21 protein-coding genes are annotated in these 18,490 nt (G+C 69.2%); 16 read left to right on the top strand and 5 right to left on the bottom strand.

All coding sequences use genetic code 11. The annotated features are described in order from the left end of the window. Positions 1-31: 31 nt before the first annotated feature. From ribD to DNK52_RS00130, 8 genes are read left to right on the top strand one after another with little or no spacing between them, the layout of a single operon-like run. Positions 32-1,132, top strand: a complete 1,101-nt coding sequence (ribD, locus tag DNK52_RS00165) for a bifunctional diaminohydroxyphosphoribosylaminopyrimidine deaminase/5-amino-6-(5-phosphoribosylamino)uracil reductase RibD (RefSeq protein ID WP_239455282.1) — start codon at positions 32-34, stop codon at positions 1,130-1,132. Then, positions 1,132-1,782 (top strand): riboflavin synthase, encoded by a 651-nt coding sequence (locus DNK52_RS00160; RefSeq protein WP_110238555.1) that lies wholly within the window; start codon positions 1,132-1,134, stop codon positions 1,780-1,782. The genes ribD and DNK52_RS00160 overlap by 1 nt, the downstream gene beginning before the upstream one ends. Further along, positions 1,779-2,486, top strand: coding sequence for a nicotinamide riboside transporter PnuC (gene pnuC, locus DNK52_RS00155; RefSeq protein ID WP_110238554.1), 708 nt, complete (start codon positions 1,779-1,781; stop codon positions 2,484-2,486). Before DNK52_RS00160 ends, pnuC begins: the two co-directional genes overlap by 4 nt. Continuing rightward, entirely contained in the window at positions 2,483-3,706 is a 1,224-nt protein-coding gene (locus DNK52_RS00150) for a bifunctional 3,4-dihydroxy-2-butanone-4-phosphate synthase/GTP cyclohydrolase II (RefSeq protein ID WP_110238553.1), read from the top strand. Before pnuC ends, DNK52_RS00150 begins: the two co-directional genes overlap by 4 nt. Next, on the top strand, positions 3,703-4,182 hold the full coding sequence (gene ribH, locus DNK52_RS00145) for a 6,7-dimethyl-8-ribityllumazine synthase (protein WP_110238552.1): 480 nt from the start codon (positions 3,703-3,705) through the stop codon (positions 4,180-4,182). The genes DNK52_RS00150 and ribH overlap by 4 nt, the downstream gene beginning before the upstream one ends. Before the next feature lie 47 nt (positions 4,183-4,229). After that, the gene (locus tag DNK52_RS00140) at positions 4,230-4,493 is read left to right on the top strand and encodes a phosphoribosyl-ATP diphosphatase (RefSeq protein ID WP_110238551.1); all 264 of its coding nucleotides are present in this window, start codon (positions 4,230-4,232) and stop codon (positions 4,491-4,493) included. 11 nt (positions 4,494-4,504) lie between these two features. After that, positions 4,505-5,371: an ATP phosphoribosyltransferase gene (gene hisG / locus DNK52_RS00135; RefSeq protein ID WP_110238550.1), complete on the top strand. Its 867-nt coding sequence runs from the start codon at positions 4,505-4,507 to the stop codon at positions 5,369-5,371. After that, positions 5,355-5,822 (top strand): PH domain-containing protein, encoded by a 468-nt coding sequence (locus tag DNK52_RS00130; RefSeq protein ID WP_110238549.1) that lies wholly within the window; start codon positions 5,355-5,357, stop codon positions 5,820-5,822. Before hisG ends, DNK52_RS00130 begins: the two co-directional genes overlap by 17 nt. 32 nt (positions 5,823-5,854) lie before the next feature. Here the strand turns inward: DNK52_RS00130 and DNK52_RS00125 are convergent, their stop codons facing one another. Genes DNK52_RS00125 through DNK52_RS16215 form a run of 5 tightly spaced genes read right to left on the bottom strand, consistent with a single transcriptional unit; the run spans position 5,855 to position 10,912 of the window. Further along, positions 5,855-7,138, bottom strand: a complete 1,284-nt coding sequence (locus DNK52_RS00125; RefSeq protein ID WP_110238548.1) for a DUF1501 domain-containing protein — start codon at positions 7,136-7,138, stop codon at positions 5,855-5,857. 7 nt (positions 7,139-7,145) lie between these two features. Next, the gene (locus tag DNK52_RS00120) at positions 7,146-8,621 is read right to left on the bottom strand and encodes a DUF1800 domain-containing protein (RefSeq protein ID WP_110238547.1); all 1,476 of its coding nucleotides are present in this window, start codon (positions 8,619-8,621) and stop codon (positions 7,146-7,148) included. Between the two features lie 32 nt (positions 8,622-8,653). Next, entirely contained in the window at positions 8,654-9,229 is a 576-nt protein-coding gene (locus DNK52_RS00115) for a nucleoside/nucleotide kinase family protein (RefSeq protein WP_239455281.1), read from the bottom strand. Between the two features lie 16 nt (positions 9,230-9,245). Next, on the bottom strand, positions 9,246-10,463 hold the full coding sequence (locus DNK52_RS00110) for an amino acid deaminase/aldolase (protein ID WP_239455280.1): 1,218 nt from the start codon (positions 10,461-10,463) through the stop codon (positions 9,246-9,248). Further along, complete coding sequence (locus DNK52_RS16215; protein ID WP_239455279.1) at positions 10,460-10,912, bottom strand: hypothetical protein; 453 nt, start codon at positions 10,910-10,912, stop codon at positions 10,460-10,462. The genes DNK52_RS00110 and DNK52_RS16215 overlap by 4 nt, the downstream gene beginning before the upstream one ends. Before the next feature lie 40 nt (positions 10,913-10,952). Between DNK52_RS16215 and DNK52_RS00105 the strand changes: the two genes are divergently transcribed. The 8 genes from DNK52_RS00105 (at position 10,953) to DNK52_RS00070 (ending at position 18,466) form a co-directional block, all read left to right on the top strand. Then, positions 10,953-11,483, top strand: a complete 531-nt coding sequence (locus DNK52_RS00105) for an SseB family protein (RefSeq protein ID WP_110238545.1) — start codon at positions 10,953-10,955, stop codon at positions 11,481-11,483. A gap of 316 nt (positions 11,484-11,799) precedes the next feature. Further along, complete coding sequence (infC, locus tag DNK52_RS00100) at positions 11,800-12,468, top strand: translation initiation factor IF-3 (protein ID WP_110238544.1); 669 nt, start codon at positions 11,800-11,802, stop codon at positions 12,466-12,468. A 65-nt stretch (positions 12,469-12,533) separates the two neighbouring features. After that, a complete protein-coding gene (gene rpmI / locus DNK52_RS00095) occupies positions 12,534-12,728 on the top strand; it encodes a 50S ribosomal protein L35 (protein ID WP_110238543.1) in 195 nt (64 codons plus the stop codon). A gap of 74 nt (positions 12,729-12,802) precedes the next feature. After that, positions 12,803-13,186: a 50S ribosomal protein L20 gene (gene rplT / locus DNK52_RS00090; RefSeq protein WP_110238542.1), complete on the top strand. Its 384-nt coding sequence runs from the start codon at positions 12,803-12,805 to the stop codon at positions 13,184-13,186. Positions 13,187-13,193: 7 nt separating this feature from the next. Then, positions 13,194-13,973: a TrmH family RNA methyltransferase gene (locus DNK52_RS00085; RefSeq protein WP_110238541.1), complete on the top strand. Its 780-nt coding sequence runs from the start codon at positions 13,194-13,196 to the stop codon at positions 13,971-13,973. Between the two features lie 53 nt (positions 13,974-14,026). Then, a complete protein-coding gene (locus tag DNK52_RS00080; RefSeq protein ID WP_110238540.1) occupies positions 14,027-15,079 on the top strand; it encodes a sensor histidine kinase in 1,053 nt (350 codons plus the stop codon). An 88-nt stretch (positions 15,080-15,167) separates the two neighbouring features. Next, complete coding sequence (locus DNK52_RS00075) at positions 15,168-15,857, top strand: response regulator transcription factor (protein ID WP_110238539.1); 690 nt, start codon at positions 15,168-15,170, stop codon at positions 15,855-15,857. Continuing rightward, a complete protein-coding gene (locus tag DNK52_RS00070; RefSeq protein ID WP_110238538.1) occupies positions 15,854-18,466 on the top strand; it encodes a DUF4153 domain-containing protein in 2,613 nt (870 codons plus the stop codon). Before DNK52_RS00075 ends, DNK52_RS00070 begins: the two co-directional genes overlap by 4 nt. The last annotated feature ends 24 nt before the right edge of the window (positions 18,467-18,490 follow it).

Genomic DNA, 18,490 nt, shown 5'->3' with positions numbered 1-18,490 from the left:
GGTTCGCGAAACCGCACAGGAAGCGTCGCCCATGTCGTCCAGTCCCGCCGAGCAGAGCGCCGACGAGCTCAGCGCCAGCGAGCTCAGCGCCATGCGGCGCGCCCTCGCGTTGGCGGCGACCCCCGGGGTGCCGCTGGGCCCCAACCCCCGCGTCGGGTGTGTGCTGCTGGACGACGCCGGCCAAGTGGTCGCCGAGGGGTTCCACCGGGGAGCGGGCACGGCCCACGCCGAGGCCGACGCCCTCGCCGCGGCCGGTGAGGCCGCTCGCGGCACCACGGCGGTCGTCACCCTCGAACCCTGCAACCACACCGGCCGGACCGGCCCCTGCGCCGAGGCGCTGATCGCTGCCGGCGTCCGTCGAGTGGTCTTCGCCCAGGCAGACCCCAACCCGGTCGCGAGCGGCGGCGCCGAGTCACTGCGTACGGCGGGGGTCGACGTCACCGGTGGGCTGCTGGCCGCCGAGTCCGCCCACCTGAACCGAGCCTGGACCCATGGCCTGACCCACGACCGCCCGTTCGTCACCTGGAAGTTCGCGACCACCCTCGACGGCCGCAGTGCGGCGGCCGACGGTACGAGTCGTTGGATCACCAACCCCGCCTCCCGCCTCGACGTGCACCGCCTCCGTGGCGAGTGCGACGTGGTGCTGGCCGGGACCGGCACCGTCGAGGTCGACGACGCCGAGCTCACCGTCCGGGACTCCGACGGTGAGCCCCTCGACGTCCAGCCACTGCGGGCGGTGATGGGGCTGCGCGAGCTCGCCGCCGACCTACGGGTCTTCAACGACCGAGCCGACACCGTACGCCTGCTCACCCAGGACCCCGACGAAGCGTTGCGGGCGCTGGGCGGGCTCGAACGGCACCACGTCTTCCTCGAAGGTGGACCGACGCTGGGCTCCGCCTTCCTGCGGGCAGGTCTGGTCGACGAAGTCATTGCGTACGTCGCTCCCGTCCTGCTCGGGGCCGGCGCGCACTCCGTCGCAGCGCTGGGCATCGACACCATCGCGGACGCGCTGCGCCTCCACGTGGTCGACGTCCAAACGATCGGCGCCGGTCCCGACACCGACATCCGCCTGACCCTCGTGCCCCGGCGTTCCGGCGCACCGACGAACCCCCATGATCGAGAGGCCTCCTGATGTTCACCGGCATCGTCGAAGAACTGGGCACCGTGCACGCGGTGCTCGACCAGACCGACGCCATCCGCCTCACCATCCGGGCCGAGACCGTGCTCGACGACGTCCACCTGGGCGACTCCATCTCCGTCAACGGTTGCTGCCTCACCGTCAGCGACGTCGGTGCCAGCGACTCCGCTGACCCCGGTGCCACCGTTGACCTCTGGACCGCGGACCTCATGCAGGAGACGCTCGACCGGACCAGCCTCGCGGGCGTTCGACCCGGTGATCGGGTCAACCTCGAGCGGGCCGTGACCGCTGACAAGCGTCTGGGTGGTCACATCGTCCAGGGTCACGTCGACGGCGTCGGGGAGATCCTGGCTCGCACCGCCAGCGAGCACTGGGAGGTCGTCCAGATCTCACTGCCGCCAACGATGGCGCCGTTCCTGGTCGAGAAGGGGTCCATCACCGTCGATGGCGTGAGTCTCACGGTCGTCGACGTCAGCGACGACTCGTTCACCGTCAGCCTGATCCCCGAGACCCTGAAGCGGACGACCCTGGGCCTGCGGCAGGTCGGCGAGCGAGTCAACCTGGAGACCGACGTCATCGCCAAGCACGTCGCCAAACTGGTCCGGGCCTACCTGCCCGGTGCCGTTGAGGAGAAGAACGCATGAGCATCCTGGAGTGGCTGGCCACCGGACAGATCGACATCGGCTCCAGCTTCCTGAGCGTGCCGGAGGTGCTCGGCAACGTCTTCGGGCTCACCAGCGCGATCCTCGGCATGCGCCGGTGGGTGCTGGCATGGCCGATCGGGCTGGTGGGCAACGTCCTCCTCTTCTTCGTCTTCACCACGGGCTCGATCGCCGAGGTCGGCGAGGAGCCACTGTGGGGTCAGGCAGGGCGCCAGGTCTTCTTCGCCGCGGTGAGTCTCTACGGGTGGTGGCGCTGGACCCGGCAACGTCACTCGGGAGGTTCGGCCGACGGTGGCGCCATCACACCCCGCTGGGCGACCTGGAACGAGCGCTTCCTGCTGCTGGCTGTCGGCGCCGGCGTCTACGCCCTGACCTACGCGGCTCTGCTGCAGATCGGCTCCTGGAGCCCGCCCACCGAGGCCTGGATCGTGGCCGGCTCGATGCTCGCCACCTGGGGCATGGCCCGGGGCTGGGTGGAGTTCTGGCTGGTCTGGATGCTCGTCGACGTGGTCGGTGTGGTCAGCCTCGTGCGCTCGCCCTACCCGGCCCACGCGACCGTGGGCATGTACCTCTTCTACGCATTCTTCGTGGTGATGGGTTTCTTCGTCTGGTGGCGGGCCGCGCGCGACGCGACGCCCCAGACGTCTCCTGTCACCGACCCGTCCCTGGAAGGAGTGGGCGCATGAGCATCCGACTGGACTCCGTCGAGCGTGCGATCGCTGACATCGCCGCGGGCAAGGCCGTCGTCGTCGTGGACGACGAGGACCGCGAGAACGAGGGGGACATCATCTTCGCCGCGGCCAAGGCCACGACCGAGTTGATGGCCTTCACGATCCGTCACTCGAGCGGAGTGATCTGCGTGCCGATGCCGGCCGCCGAGCTCGACCACCTGGACATCGGTCTGATGACCCCGAACAACCAGGACCCGATGCGCACGGCGTACACGATCTCGGTCGATGCCCGCGACGGCGTCTCCACCGGAATCTCCGCTGCCGACCGAGCCCGTACGGCCCGTCTGCTGGCCGATCCGGAGACCCAGCCCTTCGAGCTCACGCGGCCCGGCCACGTCTTCCCGCTGCGCTACCGCGAGGGCGGCGTGCTGGTGCGGCGGGGGCACACCGAGGCTGCCGTGGACCTGACCAGGATGGCCGGGCTGGCACCGGTGGGCGTCCTGGTCGAGATCGTGAACGACGACGGCTCGATGAAGCGCGCCCCCGAGTTGCGCGAGTTCGCTGACGAGCACGGTCTCGCCATGATCTCGATCGAGGACCTCGTCCGGTATCGCCGCCGCCACGAGCTGTTCGTCGAGCGGGCAGCTGTCACCGAGCTCCCCACCGTGCACGGTGACTTCACCGCGTACGGCTACCGGATCACGATCGACGACTCCGAGCACCTGGCGCTCGTCCACGGCGACCTCTCCGGCGACGAGCCGGTCCTGACCCGGGTCCACTCCGAGTGCCTCACCGGTGACGTCTTCGGCTCTCGCAAGTGCGACTGCGGTCCGCAGCTGGACGACGCCATGGCCCGCATCGTCACCGAGGGCAGGGGAGTGGTCGTCTACCTCCGTGGGCACGAGGGACGCGGCATCGGGCTGCTCTCCAAGCTGCGCGCGTACGCCCTCCAGGAGGACGGGCGTGACACCGTCGACGCCAACCTGGACCTGGGGCTCCCCGCCGACGCCCGTCACTACGGTGCAGCCACCCAGATCCTGCGTGACCTGGGCGTGGGCACGGTGCGCCTGATGACCAACAACCCCGACAAGGTCACCAACCTGCGCGACTACGGCATCGACGTCGCCGAGCAGGTCACCCTGACGCCGGTGCCCAACGAGCACAACCGCGCCTACCTGCGCACCAAGCGTGACCGGATGGGTCACTCGATCGCCAACCTGGAGGAAGACCTGTGAGTGGAGACGGAGCCCCCGCGAGTGAGCTGTTCGACGCCGGTGACCTGAAGGTCGCCGTGGTGGCGGCCAGTTGGCACACCGAGGTGATGGACGGGCTGCTGGCCGGTGCCAGACGCGCCCTGACGGCCTACTCGGCCACGGCGGTCGAGTTGCGAGTGCCCGGCACCTTCGAGTTGCCGGTGGTCGCCCAGGCGCTCGGCGCCGAGGGGTACGACGCTGTCGTGGCCCTCGGTGTGGTGATCCGCGGTGGCACCCCGCACTTCGAGTACGTCTGTTCCGCGGCCACCGACGGGCTGACCAGGGTCGCGCTCGACCACCGGGTCGCGATCGGCTTCGGCGTCCTCACCTGTGACACCGACGCCCAGGCCCTGGACCGTGCCGGACTGGACGGGTCCAAGGAGGACAAGGGGTACGAGGCAACCTCGGCCGCGCTCGAGACCGCCCGGGTGATCAGGGCCATCCGTTCCGGTGCCTGACGGACGCGAGGTCACCTTGTGATCTTCGACCACCTAGGCTGGGCCCTGTGAAGACGTTCGAAGGTCTGTGGGACGAGCTCAACGAGCTTGCCCGGACCCGCCCCGAAGGCTCCGGCACCGTACGAGCGCTCGACGCCGGCGTCCATACGATCGGCAAGAAGCTGGTCGAGGAGGCTGCCGAGTCCTGGATGGCGGCCGAGTACGAGGGCAAGGAGGCGACCGCTGAGGAGATCAGCCAGTTGCTCTACCACGCCCAGGTGCTCATGATCGCCAGCGGCATCACGCTCGAAGACGTCTACTCACACCTCTGAGGACCCCACCCATGGCACAGACTCCCCACGGCCCGCTCCTGCGCGTCGCCGTGCCCAACAAGGGCTCCCTGTCGACCGCTGCGTCCGACATCCTGCGCGAAGCGGGCTACCGGCAACGCCGCGACACCAAGGAGTTGGCGCTGACCGATGCCGAGAACGGCGTCGAGTTCTTCTACCTGCGCCCGCGCGACATCGCTCTGTACGTCGGCCAGGGCACCCTCGACGTCGGCATCACGGGCCGCGACCTGTTGCTCGACTCGGGAGCGGCAGCCGAGGAGGTGCACGCCCTGGGCTTCGGTCGTTCGCGTTTCCACTTCGCCGGCCCTGCTGGCAGGTACCACTCCTTCGACGACCTCGCCGGCAAGCGCATCGCCACGTCCTACGACGGCGTCGTCCGGGCGTTCCTGGAGGAGCGGGGCATCGACGCAGAAGTGACCCGCCTCGACGGCGCGGTGGAGACCAGCATCCAGCTGGGCGTCGCCGACGTCATCGCCGACGTCGTCGAGACCGGTAGCACGCTGCGGGCCGCGGGTCTGGCCACCTTCGGTGAGCAGATCCTCGCCTCCGAGGCCGTGCTCATCTCGCGCGGCGGAGAACGGCCGGCCGGGTTCGAGACCTTCCGTCGTCGCGTCGAGGGCGTCCTGCTGGCCCGCAGCTACGTGATGATGGACTACGACATCCGCAGTGAGCACGTCCAGCCGGCAGTCGCGCTCACGCCCGGCATCGAGAGCCCGACGGTCTCACCGCTGCACCGCGAGGGGTGGGTGGCCGTTCGAGCCATGGTCCCGCGCAAGGGCAGTCAGCGTCTGATGGACGAGTTGTTCGACCTCGGGGCACGAGGCATCCTGCTGACGGACATCCATGCGTGCCGACTCTGAGCATTCGTCGGGCGGCGGCTCGGGGGAGCCGAGTCTGCCCAGGACCTGGCGCCCCGTCGGCGTCCGGGTGGCAGCCATCTTCTTCGGGCTGACCCTCGCGGTCGTCTGCACCTTCGCCTGGCTCGGTCTCGACCAAGCGGTCAGGGACAAGTTCACGCCCTTCCAGTTCGCCACCATGGCAGTGCTGGCCCTCGGCATCCTCGCCGGAGGACATGCCCTGGGGCGCGCGCGGGTGGAGGCGAGGACCGAAGGGCTCGTCGTGGTCAACGGCTACCGCAAGCACACGCTGGCCTGGGAGAGCATCACGAAGATCTCCCTGCCCTCGGGTGCTCCGTGGGCCCGCCTGACCCTCGCCGACGGCAGCCAGGTCTCGGTCACGGCCCTGCAGGCCACCGACGGCGGGCGCGCGACCGCCGCGGTGCGGGAGATCCGTACGCTGCTCGCGCGCTGAACCACACCGGCGGTCCACTCCTACTGGCGCGCCTACTGCCCGATCATGGCTCCCACGCGTCGAGGCGTGAACCCCGGGAAGACCTTCGCGTGGCTGGTGTCGAAGCGGGCCTTGACGACCTCGGCGAGCACGCTGCGGTAGTCGGTGGTGACCAGCAGGTCGGTGTCCGGTCCGTTCGTCAGGCCGGGCCACGTCCCGTGGTAGCCGCCCCTGACGCCGGCGCCCAGCAGGAGCATGGCGGTGCCGTAGCCGTGGTCCAGTCCCCAGTTGGCGTTCTCGGCCACCCGCCGACCGAACTCACTGAGACAGACCACGGTGACGGTCTCGCCCAGGGCGCCGAGGTCGTCGAAGAAGGCCGCCAGGGCGCCGGCCAACTCGGAGGTGTGCTGCTTCATCGCTCCCCACTCGAGATTGCCGACATCGGTGTGCATGTCCCAGTCGCCGTGGTCGACGGTCACGACCTCCGTGCCCACGTCGGTCCGTACGATCCGCGCCACCTGGGCCATCGCCCGCCCGAGGTCGGTGCTCGGATAGGTCACGCCCTTCTTCGGGTTGCTGGAACTCCTCGTGACCGGTTCGAACTCCTTCACCGCGGAGAAGGTCGCCTGCATCGCTGCGCCCAGGGGGCCGTCCTGGGCGCCCCAGAGCGTCTTGAGTGAACGAGTCCGTGCTGCGTTCCCGTCGGAACCGGCGAGGGCGACGTCCTCGATCTTGCCGGCGCTGAGGAAGGGCTGCGTCCCGTACAGCGCAGCGGGAGGGGTGCCACCCAGGTTGATCGACTGCAACGGGGATGGATTGGAGTCCACCCCGATCAGGCGGTTCAACCAGCCGCTGCGCACGGTCGAGCCAGGGGCAGCGTTCTCCAACTCCTCCATCGCGGAGAAGTGGGACCGGTTGCGGACCGGTAGTCCCGCGGCATGGATCGCCGCGACCCGCCCCTTCTGCCACATCGGGACGAGGGGTGCGAACTCGGGGTGGAGGCCGAAGAAGTCGTCCTTGACGAGGAGCTTCTCCGACGGGATCGCGATCCGCGGCCGGGCCTTCGCGTAGACCGGGTCGCCGTGCGGCACGACGAGGGAGAGTCCGTCTGCAGCGCCACGCAACGAGAGGACCACCATCACGCCACGGCCCCGGGTCGCGGCAGCGGCGGCGTCGGGAGCCGCCGCCACCTGCACCACGGTGGAGCCGAAGGTCGTTGCGACGCCGGTGGCGATGGCGCCCACCATGAAGCCACGGCGGGAGACCTCGCCGAGACGTGCGTACTCGGGGCAGCAGCCGGAGCCGTCGTGGGGAGTGCGGGGGTCAGATGCCGTCATTGCGAGCTCACCGTCCGAAGAAGTGGGGGGAGTCGAGCACGGTCGTGAGCAGCCTGGGCATCTGCCATCTCACCAGCGCATGGTCGTGGGTGATCCTGGTCCCGGCCTTGATCCCGACCGCTTCGCTGCAGGCCCGCACGAGACGCGGCGTCGCGGGACGGTGCAACAAATTCCGTGAGAGGTGGTCGACCAGGGCGTCGAACCTCATGCCCGACTTCGGCACCCAGGAACGAGGGGTGCGGTAGGTGAGTCGCTCGGTCGGCCACCACCCGCCCGACATCGTGTAGTGGTTCCGCAGGGAGGCCAGGATCCGCGACGTGGAGGTCCAGGGGCCGTTGTCGATGGGGGTGCCGTCGGGCCGTGGCCAACCGAACGGGGTGGCCCCGATGCCCTGGGCCTGCCAGAGGACGGCGTTGGCGCCTGAGGACGATGACGTCGGCCTGGCGACCTTGACCCCCAGCACCCGGTAGGTGGCGATCACGTCCTCGATCGGGTCACGCACCTTCTTTCCTGCCGAGGCCTTGAAGGCCTTGGACTGGACCAGGGCGTTGAGCACCGGCTTGATGGCTGTGTCGTTCTTCAGGTAGACCCGCGCCAACTTGCTGACCAGCGCGGGGGACGGATTGTCGCCGACGAACTTGATGGCGAGCTTCGTCGCGATCCGGCGTGCGGTGTCGGGGTGACGGGCCAGGTGGTGGAGATACTTCCGGGTGAGTTCACGCCCGTCCCCCGAGGCGTTGGCGTGGGAGAAGTTCTTGACCTTCACCCGACCGGTGGCGTGCATGTCGGTGCGGTACGAGGCCTTCCACGTCTTCCACATGTCGACGTGCCAGCCGGTGAGGATGCGAGCCGAGTCCTTGACGTCGGCCTCCGTGTAGTGACCGCGCCCCACGGTGTGGAGCTCGAGAAGTTCGCGCCCGAGGTTCTCGTTGGGGCTCTTGGCGGTCGAGGTCGCGTTGTCGAGGTAGAGCAACATGGCCGGGTGGGTGATGGCGGCGTACAGCATCTGGTCGTAGCGGCCGAGCGCGTGCTTGCGAATGGTCTCCCCGTAGGAGACGCGGTGGGTGAACCACTGCTCGCCGTTGGTGGGGACGTAGAGGTGCCCCTCCCAGAACTGCGTCATGGTTTCCAGCACCTGCTGCTGCGAGGTCATCCGCCGCACGATCACCCAGCGCTGGTAGTCAGCCATCACCTCCCAGCCACCGCGCACCCCACTGGAGCTGCGCTTCCACAGGCTCTCCGGGCCACGGGCCAGGTCTGGCCACCACGTCTTCGTCGTCGCGTGGGTGCGGTCCTTGATGGCCGTTCCCTTGAGCTGCCAGGCGAACCACTTCTTGGCGCCACCCTTGCGGCGGACCTGGGTCGCGAGGGCGGGCGTGACGCCGTACGAGAACCTGCTGACGAGGTGTCGCTGGCCTGCGGGCAGCAGCTTGCCACCCGCGTACGTACGCGGTGCGGCAGCGGCAGCCAGCAGTTCAGCCATGCGCAGGACTCTAAGGAGCGCCTCGGGCCCTGTCAGGCGAACGTCCCGATCACCAGGTCGGCGGCGGACCTGGTGCGCTGAGTGGCGAAGAGCTGCTCCTCCTGGGCGGCCCAACGAGCCCAGTGCGGCGCGAAGGCATCCCCGTCGCGTGCGATTCCTCGTCGGCGACGCAGGACGGCAGGAGCCTCGAGCCAGACCAGGGCACTACGCAACGGCGCGGTGACCAGCGAGCCGGACCCCACCCCCTCGACGACGAGCAGCGGGTGGTGCGGCACCAGCACGGTCTCGGCGAACTCGCCCGCCAGCCAGTCGTAGCGCCGGTAGGAGCCGACGAGGCCCTGCGACAGAGGGACCAGGACGTCACGGGTCAGGGTGTCGGCGACCTCGAGCAGCCCGTCCCATCCGTCGAGCAGGTCGTCGAGGCGCACCAACCCCGTGTCCGGACGGGCCGCGACGAGACTGTCGGCCAAGGTGCTCTTGCCTGACCCGGTCGGTCCGTCGATGCAGAGCAGGCGTGCTGTGCCCAACGACGCCGGTCGGCTGTCCACCAGGGCGAGGACGCGGTCGACGACACCACGAGAGGGTTCGGGGGAGGGCAGCGCGGCCAAGGGTCAGAATGCCTGGTCAGAAGGCCTGGCCGGCGCCACGGTAGGTGGGCACCGAGTCGACGATGCGGTCTCCACGCACCAGGTGGGCCGTCGTCGTGTGCTCGAAGAGCTCTCCCGACTTGGCGTGTCGGAACCAGACCAGGTCCCCGATCCTGAGCACCTCGGCCGGGTGGCCGGTGAGAGGCGTCTGCACCTCGCCCGCCCCCTCCAGTCCGGTGAGGGAGAGCCCCGGGGGAGCCCACGGCTGGGGCGCCCGGTCGGGACCGGGAGTGCCGGAGGCGACCAGCCCTCCGCCGTGCACCGTCACCACGGAGTCGGAGGGCCGACGCGAGACGCGGAGCCCGAAGAAGGCTGCGGGCAGGGGGTCGAAGGAGCGGTAGTGGTCGAACAGCCCCGGGACCAGGAGCCCGGATCCGGCGGCCAACTCGGTGACGGCGCCGTCTGCCGCGGTCGCCTTCACCGACCCCGACCCGCCGGCGTTCCAGAACTCCAGCGAGACCAAGCTGCTGAGTCGCGAGTTCAACTCTTGGCGGCGCTGCGCCAACTGCGCGAGGGATGCCTGCTTGACCTGGCGTACGACGCGCGAGCGGGCGCGTTGGCCGGGGACATCGTCGGGGACCCCCGCGACCTGACCTTCGTACGTCATCACTCCCGCCAGGCGGAAGCCTGCGCGTCCGACGACGGTTCGGGCCAGTGCCATCACGGCGTCCGCCTCGAAGAGCGGAGACCTCTTGGGCCCGAGGTGCTGGCCGGCGAAGCGGAGCCCGGCATCGATGTCCAGGGCCACCCGCAGCGTGACCTCGGGGGACCGGTGCGCATCGGCGAGGTCGAGGTGCGCCGGGTCGTCGACCATGAGCGTGATCGCGCGCGCGGCAGCCGGGTCGGCGCCGATTCGGCGCAGGGCGCCCCGGTCGACGCTCGGGTAGGCGACGACGATGTCGTCGCTGACGCCGTGTTCGTGGAGCCAGAGAGCTTCGCGCAGTGTGTAGGCCAGCACCCCCGAGAAGCCGGGGAGGGCGAGTGCCCGTGTGATCAGGTCAGGAACCCGCAGGGACTTCGACGCCACCCGGATCGGTACGCCTCCCGCGCGGCGTACGAGGTCGGCGGCGTTGGCCTCGAAGGCGTCGAGGTCGACCACGGTGATCGGGGTGGAGAGGTCTTCGGGGTGGTGCTCGACAGCGGTGTTGAGGCGGGTCCAGAGTTGGTTGCGTTCGATCCAACCAGCTGGGGTCACTGGATGCCTCGCTTGCGCAGCATGGCCTCGATGTCGGCGAACTCGTCGTCCACCGGGGCCGGGCCTGCGCCGGTCGCGGGCGGGAGCGACTTCTTGCCCCGGGCGGACTTCACGCTCTTGTCCCCCCGACCCGCTGCCGCTGGGGTCACCCCACGACGCGAGTCGATCAGGCGGGCGAGGAGGAAGAGGGCCACCGACACTCCGGCTGCGCTGGTGCCGAGCCAGACGATGGGGGAGAAGACCAGGCTCGTGGCCCACCGGCCGACGGAGTTCGCGATCTGGGTGAACATCTGCAGCGTGCCGGTCAACCATGCGGCCATCGGGAGCAGCGTCAACGCCAGTCCCCGCATGCCCGGCGTCAACCCGCGTCGGGTGAACGCCCACCAGGTGTAGAACCCACCGGCCAGCGTCAGCGTGAGAGCAAGCGCTCCCCAAGTCACTTCATCCACGCGTCCAGCGTCCCACACCGGCGGCTAGGCTCGTCACACCATGGTTGACCCGAATCGTTTCGCTGGCGCCGAGATCCTCCAGTCCTCCTTCCCGGACGACGACGGCACGATCTCGCCGGCCCTCCTCGCTGCGCTCGAGGCCTACGCCGTGACCCCCGCGCGCTCGGCCGACGTGATCCAGGCGCTGGCACCGGCCCGCCTGCTGGTCCCGGTGGTGGCAGTCCTCGGCGAGGTCGAGTACGACGACCGGGGCCTGGCCCACGACAAGAGCAGTGACATGGCGACCGTGCTCATCACCGGGGCCGACGGGCGCCAGGCCCTGCTCGCGTTCACCTCCACCGAGACCCTGCAGCGCTGGAACACCGACGCCCGGCCGGTTCCGGTGCCTGCCGCGGTCGCGGCCCAGAGTGCCGTCGAGGAGCAGGCTGCCGCTCTGGTCCTCGACATCGCCGGGCCGGTGACCTTCGTCCTGGAGGGTCAGGACCTGGAGGCCTTCGCGGCCGGTTGGACTCTGGCCCGGGTCGGCGAGCGCACCGGGTGGATCCGTCCCGCGGACTCGATCGACGGCTGAGCCGGCACCAGTTCGCGTCGATTCGCGTCACCGGGAACGCTTCGGCTACTGTTGCTCCGTTGACCGATCAATCCGACACCGTCGGGGCGATCACCAAGCGGAGGCAAGTACCACGTCTCCCACCCGCATCGACCGATTCAGGTCGTCGGGTCCGGTCCGAGAAAAGCACGCCGCACGGCGCGCCGATCTCACACCACGTTTTCAGTTCCCGGGATACGTGTGACTGGCTTCCGCTGACGACACAGCGGAAGCCATTGTTCATTTCGGGCGGTGTCTCCGATTCGCACAAACCACTGGAGGACACATCAGTACTGAGTTGCGCATCAACGACCGGATCCGGGTTCCCGAGGTTCGGCTCGTCGGTCCCAACGGTGAGACGGTCGGCATCGTTCCGACCGATCAGGCACTGAAGCTTGCCCAGGAGGCAGATCTCGACCTGGTCGAGATCGCGCCCCAGGGTCGCCCGCCCGTCTGCAAGCTCATGGACTACGGGAAGTTCAAGTACGAGAACGCCCAGAAGGCCCGTGACGCACGACGCAACCAGACGAACGTGATCATCAAGGAGATGAAGCTTCGTCCCAAGATCGACGCGCACGACTACGCGACGAAGAAGGGCCACGTGGTCCGCTTCCTCAAGGCCGGTGACAAGGTCAAGATCACGATCATGTTCCGTGGCCGTGAGCAGCACCGTCCCGAGCTCGGCTTCCGCCTCCTGCAGAAGCTGGCAGAGGACGTCGAGGAGCTGGGCTTCGTCGAGTCCTCGCCCAAGCAGGACGGTCGCAACATGATCATGGTGCTCGGCCCCCACCGCAAGAAGGCGGACGCCAAGGTCGAGGTCCAGGCCGAGAAGGACGCCAAGGTCGCCGAGCGCGCCGAGGCGGAGGCCCAGGAGCGCGCCGACCGTGCGCCCAAGCCGGGTCAGGAAGTCGCGAAGAAGAAGGAACGCGGCCGTTCGGAAAACCTCGACCCCGAGATCGAAGCCTGAGTTTCCACACGTACTCGGTGGCCCGGTAGGCCGCCGCACGCATCACGAGAAGAGAGAGCATCCAGATGCCGAAGAACAAGACCCACTCCGGAGCCAGCAAGCGCTTCCGTGTGACCGGATCGGGCAAGATCCTTCGCGAGAAGGCTGGCAAGCGCCACAACCTCGAGAAGAAGTCCTCCAAGGTCACCCGTCGCCTCACCGGCACGGTCGAGGTTGCCAAGGCTGACGTGCCTCGCGCGAAGAAGCTGCTCGGTCGCTGACGCGACGCTCACCCCATCTTCGGCCGCTGACCTCGAGTCGGCTTCCGGTCTGACAAGCATCAAGGAGTAAGAAAATGGCACGCGTCAAGAGGGCGGTAAACGCCCACAAGAAGCGTCGGGTAATCCTGGAGCGCGCCTCCGGCTACCGCGGTCAGCGTTCGCGCCTGTACCGCAAGGCCAAGGAGCAGGTCACCCACTCGCTGGTCTACAGCTACAACGACCGTCGCAAGAACAAGGGCAACTTCCGCAAGCTCTGGATCCAGCGCATCAACGCCGCTGCCCGCGCCGAAGGCATGACCTACAACCGTTTCATCCAGGGTCTCAACCTGGCTGGCATCGAGGTCGACCGCAAGATCATGGCTGAGCTGGCCGTCAACGACGCCCCGGCGTTCTCCGCCCTGGTGGCGGCTGCCAAGGCTGCTCTGCCCGAGGACGTCAACGCCCCCAAGGCGTCCTGACGACTTCGTGAACACCCCTCTTTCGCACGCGAACACTCGCGTCAAGGAGGCACGGAAACTCAGCCGCCGCTCGGTGCGAACCGAGCGGCGGCTTTTCCTTGCCGACGGTCCCAAGGCCGTTGAAGGAGCCCTCACCGTGCCCGACTGCGTCATCGAGGTCTACGCGACCGTGGACGCGGCAGAGCAGTACGCCGACCTCTTGGTCAGTGCCCCGCAGGTCTGGTTGGTCGAGGACCGCGCCATGGACTCGCTCTCCGACTCCGTCTCCCCAGCCGGCCTCGTGGCGCTCTGTCGTTTTCTCGACGTCCCTCTCGACCAGGTCCTCGCCGAGTCCCCGAGGCTGGTGACCGTCTGCGCTGACGTCCGGGACCCCGGCAACGCCGGCACCGTCATCCGGACGAGCGACGCCGCCGGAGCGGGCGCAGTGGTGCTGGCTGGTCACTCGGTGGACCCCTACAACCCCAAGACGGTACGAGCGAGCGTCGGGAGTCTCTTCCACCTGCCGATCGTGCTGGTCGATGATCCCGTCGAGGCGGTCGTCCGACTCCGCGCCACCGGACTCCGGGTCCTCGCGGCCGACGGTGGCGGGGAGAGCGACCTCTTCGACATCGACCTCGCTCCCGCGACCGCCTGGCTCTTCGGCAACGAGGCGTGGGGCCTGCCCGAAGAGCTCGCTCAGGCCGCGGACCTGCAGGTCTCGATCCCGATCCACGGTCGCGCCGAGAGCCTCAACCTGGCCACTGCAGCGGCAGTCTGCCTGTACGCCAGTGCCCGCGCCCAACGCTGAACCCCGGTGCGGGCTGCAGACATCGGGGCGTCTGACTCGTTAGATTCGCCCTCGTGACCCAACAGTGGCTGGACGCGCTTCCCGACGGTGTGGTGGTCGCGGACGCGACGCAGACGGTGCGGGCGATCAACATCGTGGCCCGCCGGATGTTGGGAGCAGGTGCCGAGGTCGGTCGACCGCTCGCCGAGGTCATGTCCCTGGTGGACCACCACGGCGTCGGTTGGTGGGAGAGCAACTGCCCCTACGCGGGGCTGGGCACGCGCTCGGGGATTCCCGAACAGTCATGGTTGTTGCCCGACGGGCAAGAGGTCCTGGTGCTGGCCAAGCTGCACCGTCCCGGTCGTGGGGCTCCGGTGGAGCAGGTTGCCCTCACGTTGCGCAGCGGCCGGGGTCGCGCGCGCCTCGATCGCGAGCGCTCGGATCTCGTGGCCACCGTTGCGCACGAGCTGCGCTCTCCGCTCACAGGGGTCAAGGGGTTCGTCCAGGCCATGCTGAACCGGTGGGACGTCCTCAACGACGACCAGAAGAAGCTCATGCTCAACACGGTCAACGCCGATGCGGACCGTCTCACACGCCTGATCGCAGAACTGCTCGACGTGGCACGTCTCGACACCGGACGTCTGAGCCTCTACCCACGTGAGGTCGACGCCTCGACCCTGGCCAGGCGTGTGGTCGACTCGGTGGGGGCCGCCACCTCACGTCCGGTGACCCTCGACGTCGAGGTGGATGCGTCGGTCGGCGAAATCTTCGCGGACCCCGACAAGTTCACCCAGGTGCTGACCAACCTCGTCGAGAACGCCGTACGCCATGGGGACGGGCACGTGCGGGTGGGGCTCAGGGTCCTGGCGCCGGAGGCCGAGTACCCCGGTGTCGAAGTGCGGGTCACCGACGAGGGGGAGGGCATCCCGGAGCAGTTGCGTCGTCGCGTCTTCACGAAGTTCTGGACCACCCAGGGCTCCAGCGCCGGAAGCGGACTCGGCATGTACTTGGCGCACGGACTGACACGAGCACACGGCGGTGACCTGAGCATCGGCGACGCCGAGGGCGGCGGTGCGTTGGTGAGCATTCGGTGGCCCTCGGTCGACCGTCGCGACCAGGTCCGCTGAGTGGCCGCTTCGTCGTCGCCGCGATCTGCACAGAACCTTCACACGTCGCGCCCTGTTCCTGCGCGGGTCCGAATCTAGGGTCGGTGCCATGACGAAGAGACGAGTCCTCGTGGTCGAGGACGAGCGCAGCATCAGTGAGGCGCTCAGCGCACGGTTCCGGTCGGAGGGGTACGAGGTCCTCCAGGCCTTCGACGGCCCCGGAGCCGTGCGGGTGGCCCTCGACGAGTCGCCGGACGTGGTGGTCCTGGACGTGATGTTGCCCGGCTTCGACGGGCACGAGGTGTGCCGCCGGATCCAGGCCGAGCGTCCGGTGCCGGTGCTCATGCTCACTGCGCGTGACGAGGAGTCGGACGTCCTGGTCGGGCTCGGCGTGGGGGCCGACGACTACCTCACCAAGCCGTTCCGCATCCGTGAGGTCGTCGCCAGGGTCGCGGCTCTCCTACGTCGGGTGGAAAGGGCCTCCCAGCTCCAGGACTCGACCGGCGAGGGCGAGATGGTCATCGGCGACCTGCACGTCGATCCGGCCACCCGTCGGGTCCGGATCGCGACCCGGGAGGTGCACCTGACCAGGACCGAGTTCGACCTGCTGAGCGTTCTCGCGCACGAGCCAGGACGCGTGCTCAACCGCGAACGCCTGCTCGCCGAGGTGTGGGACTGGGCGGACGCCGCCGGCACCCGGACGGTTGACAGTCACGTGAAGGCCCTGCGTGCCAAGATCGGCGCGGATCGGATCAGGACCGTCCACGGAGTCGGGTACGCGCTCGAGGTGTCCTCATGAGCTGGCTCGAAGGCATCGGCTCCATCAAGGTCAAGCTGGGTGCTCTGGTGATCGCAGCGGCGACCGTCGCCGCGGTGGTGGCAGCCATCGGTGGGCTCACCGGAGTGCCGCTGGTCCTGACCCTTCCGGTGACCCTGCTCCTCGCGCTGGTCGTGACCCAGCTGCTTGCCGCCGGCATGGTGGCCCCACTGCAGGAGATGACCGCGGCGGCCCAGGGGATGGCACGCGGCGCCCACGGCGTCCGCGTCCGCACCCAGAACACCGACGAGGTGGGGCGTCTCGCGGCTGCCTTCAACCAGATGGCGGCCGACCTCGAGAAGGTGGACGTCGAGAGACGCGACCTCATCGCCACGGTCTCCCACGAGTTGCGTACGCCGGTGGCTGCGATCACGGCCCAGCTGGAGAACCTGGTGGACGGGGTCGTCGAGGTTGACCGTGACCACCTCGAGCAGGTGCTCGACAGCGCCGAACGGCTCGGCGCCCTGGTGAGGGACCTCCTCAACCTGTCGCGCCTCGAGGCGGGAGTCGTGGATCTCGACCTGGCCCCGGTGGACCTGCGTGAGCTGGTCGACCAGTGCCTGACCGACGTCCGGTCCACCGGGCGTGACCCGCGTGTGGAGCTGTCAATCCCCGAGGGCATGCAGGTCCTTGTCGACCCTGCCCGCATGCGTCAACTGCTCATCAACGTGCTGGACAACGCCGCTCGTCACGCCCCGGCCGAGAGCGTGGTGCGGGTGCATGCCGGGACCGAGGCCTCCGGAGCGTGGTGGCTCGAGGTGCTCGACGAAGGGCCGGGGGTGGCCCCCGAGGAGAGAGAACGGGTCTTCGAACGGTTCGGCACTGATGCCGCCGGCGGTGGGACGGGGGTCGGCCTGGCCATCGCGCGTTGGGTGGCCCGGTTGCACGAGGGACAGTTGGCCTTCCTCGAGCCCGACGCCGGTTCGTCCGGGGCCCGGCTGCGCCTCGACCTGTCGGCGTTGCCGAGCGCCCGGGCGATCAGTGCCTCGGCGCCCGCCCCGCTCACCGTCGACATCGGGCAGCAGCCCTACCCCGTGACCTCCGGTGTCGCGTCGCCCACCGCCGCGCCCTTGGTCACCGAGCATCCACTGGTGTCTCGGTGGCCCGAGCGCAGTCCCGAGCCGGACCTGCGGGTCGTCGGGGCGAGTGCTGCGGTGGGCCTTCTGGCAGGAGCGGTCATGGCCTTCTCCGGCCCGGGAGTGGGCTGGGTGCTGGTCCTGACCGCTGCAGGAGCGACCGCGTGGTGGGCCTCGGCCAGACGACGCGAGACGTTCACCCTGGTCACCACCGCACTGGCCACGGCACTGGTGCTGAGCGTGCTCGTCAACTCGACCAGTCCGATGGTCGCGGTGGCCATCTTCGTCGCGGCCGGCACCTTCCTCAGCGGTGTGACCGGTGCTCGTACGCTGCGCGGCATGCTGGCTTCCGGCTTCGCCTGGCCACTCTCGTCCCTGCGTGGCATGCCGTGGTTCGCCCGTACGTTGCACCTCGCGGGCTCCACCGCACGCGGACCGGCGGTGGTCAGGACGATCCTGGTCTCCTCGGGTCTGACCCTGGTCTTCGGTCTCCTCTTCGTCTCCGCCGACGCGGTGTTGGCGCGCTGGCTCGACAACCTCATCCCTGAGCTGAGGGTCGACACCGCCGTGGCTCGACTCTTCGTGGCCGGGGGAGTCTTCGCAATGACGCTGGCCGCCGCCTACCTCGGACGCAACCCGGTGCGGGTCGACCCGGTCGAGCGCGAGGTCACCCCGTCCGCGAACCGCTGGGAGTGGCTGGCCCCGGTGCTCGTGGTCGATGCCATCTTCGCGGTCTTCGTGGCCTCCCAGGTCTTCGTCGTCCTGGCTGGGCACGAGTACCTGCGTGAGACGGTCGGGCTGAGCTACGCCGAGTACGTGCACGAAGGCTTCGGTCAGTTGGTCGTCGCCACGGCACTCGCCCTGGTCGTCGTCTGGGCCGCATCGCGCCGTGCGGGTGCGAGCGCTGCGGACAGACGGTGGCTGCGCATCTCCACGGGCATCCTGGGGGCGCTGACGCTGGGGGTGGTCGTGTCGGCCCTGGCGCGGATGGCCGTCTACCAGGACGCCTACGGTTTCACCCAGCTGCGGGTCCTGGTCAATGCCTTCGAAGGTTGGCTCGGGTTCGTCGTGGCCGCCGTGATGATCCTCGGGCTCCTCGGCAGGGCCCGCTGGGTGCCCCGCGTGGCACTGGTCAGCGGAGCCGCGGTGGTTCTGGCGCTCAGCCTGCTGAACCTGGACGCCTTCGTGGCCGAGCGCAACATCGATCGCTTCGAGCGCACGGGTCGGCTCGACGTGGAGTACCTGGCCCAGCTCGGGGACGGTGCGCTGCCCACGGTGGTCGACCGTCTCGACCCCGAGCTGGCTCGCTGCGTGGTGGAGCTCGGCCCGCGGGGTGCGGGGCGCACGTACGACGCGGAGAGCGACGAGTTCGGCTGGGAGTCCTGGAGCATCGGCCGGGCCCGCGCCGACGAGGCGATGTCGCAGTTGGGCGACGTACGCCCCGCCGGCGGCGGCGAGTGCGTGCGTGCCCTGGGGGGTTCGGGCCCCGAGACCGGGAGTGACTCCGGAGGGTGAGCCATCCCGGTTGACCGGCCCGGT

This window comes from Nocardioides gilvus (assembly GCF_003194605.1).
GTDB classification, from domain to species: Bacteria; Actinomycetota; Actinomycetes; order Propionibacteriales; family Nocardioidaceae; genus Nocardioides; species Nocardioides gilvus.
The sequence above is the reverse complement of the archived record's forward strand: the minus strand, read 5'-3'. Positions and strand labels throughout refer to the sequence as shown.

Bases quoted from the DNA above. Each gene is read 5' to 3' on its own strand.
- DNK52_RS00105 (WP_110238545.1), top strand. From the start codon at position 10,953: ATGGTTGACCCGAATCGTTTCGCTGGCGCCGAGATCCTCCAGTCCTCC.
- DNK52_RS00130 (WP_110238549.1), top strand. From the start codon at position 5,355: ATGCGTGCCGACTCTGAGCATTCGTCGGGCGGCGGCTCGGGGGAGCCG.
- DNK52_RS00160 (WP_110238555.1), top strand. From the start codon at position 1,132: ATGTTCACCGGCATCGTCGAAGAACTGGGCACCGTGCACGCGGTGCTC.
- DNK52_RS00120 (WP_110238547.1), bottom strand. From the start codon at position 8,621: ATGGCTGAACTGCTGGCTGCCGCTGCCGCACCGCGTACGTACGCGGGT.
- rpmI (WP_110238543.1), top strand. From the start codon at position 12,534: ATGCCGAAGAACAAGACCCACTCCGGAGCCAGCAAGCGCTTCCGTGTG.
- pnuC (WP_110238554.1), top strand. From the start codon at position 1,779: ATGAGCATCCTGGAGTGGCTGGCCACCGGACAGATCGACATCGGCTCC.
- rplT (WP_110238542.1), top strand. From the start codon at position 12,803: ATGGCACGCGTCAAGAGGGCGGTAAACGCCCACAAGAAGCGTCGGGTA.
- DNK52_RS00070 (WP_110238538.1), top strand. From the start codon at position 15,854: ATGAGCTGGCTCGAAGGCATCGGCTCCATCAAGGTCAAGCTGGGTGCT.
- hisG (WP_110238550.1), top strand. From the start codon at position 4,505: ATGGCACAGACTCCCCACGGCCCGCTCCTGCGCGTCGCCGTGCCCAAC.
- DNK52_RS00075 (WP_110238539.1), top strand. From the start codon at position 15,168: ATGACGAAGAGACGAGTCCTCGTGGTCGAGGACGAGCGCAGCATCAGT.
- DNK52_RS00125 (WP_110238548.1), bottom strand. From the start codon at position 7,138: ATGACGGCATCTGACCCCCGCACTCCCCACGACGGCTCCGGCTGCTGC.
- ribD (WP_239455282.1), top strand. From the start codon at position 32: ATGTCGTCCAGTCCCGCCGAGCAGAGCGCCGACGAGCTCAGCGCCAGC.
- DNK52_RS00150 (WP_110238553.1), top strand. From the start codon at position 2,483: ATGAGCATCCGACTGGACTCCGTCGAGCGTGCGATCGCTGACATCGCC.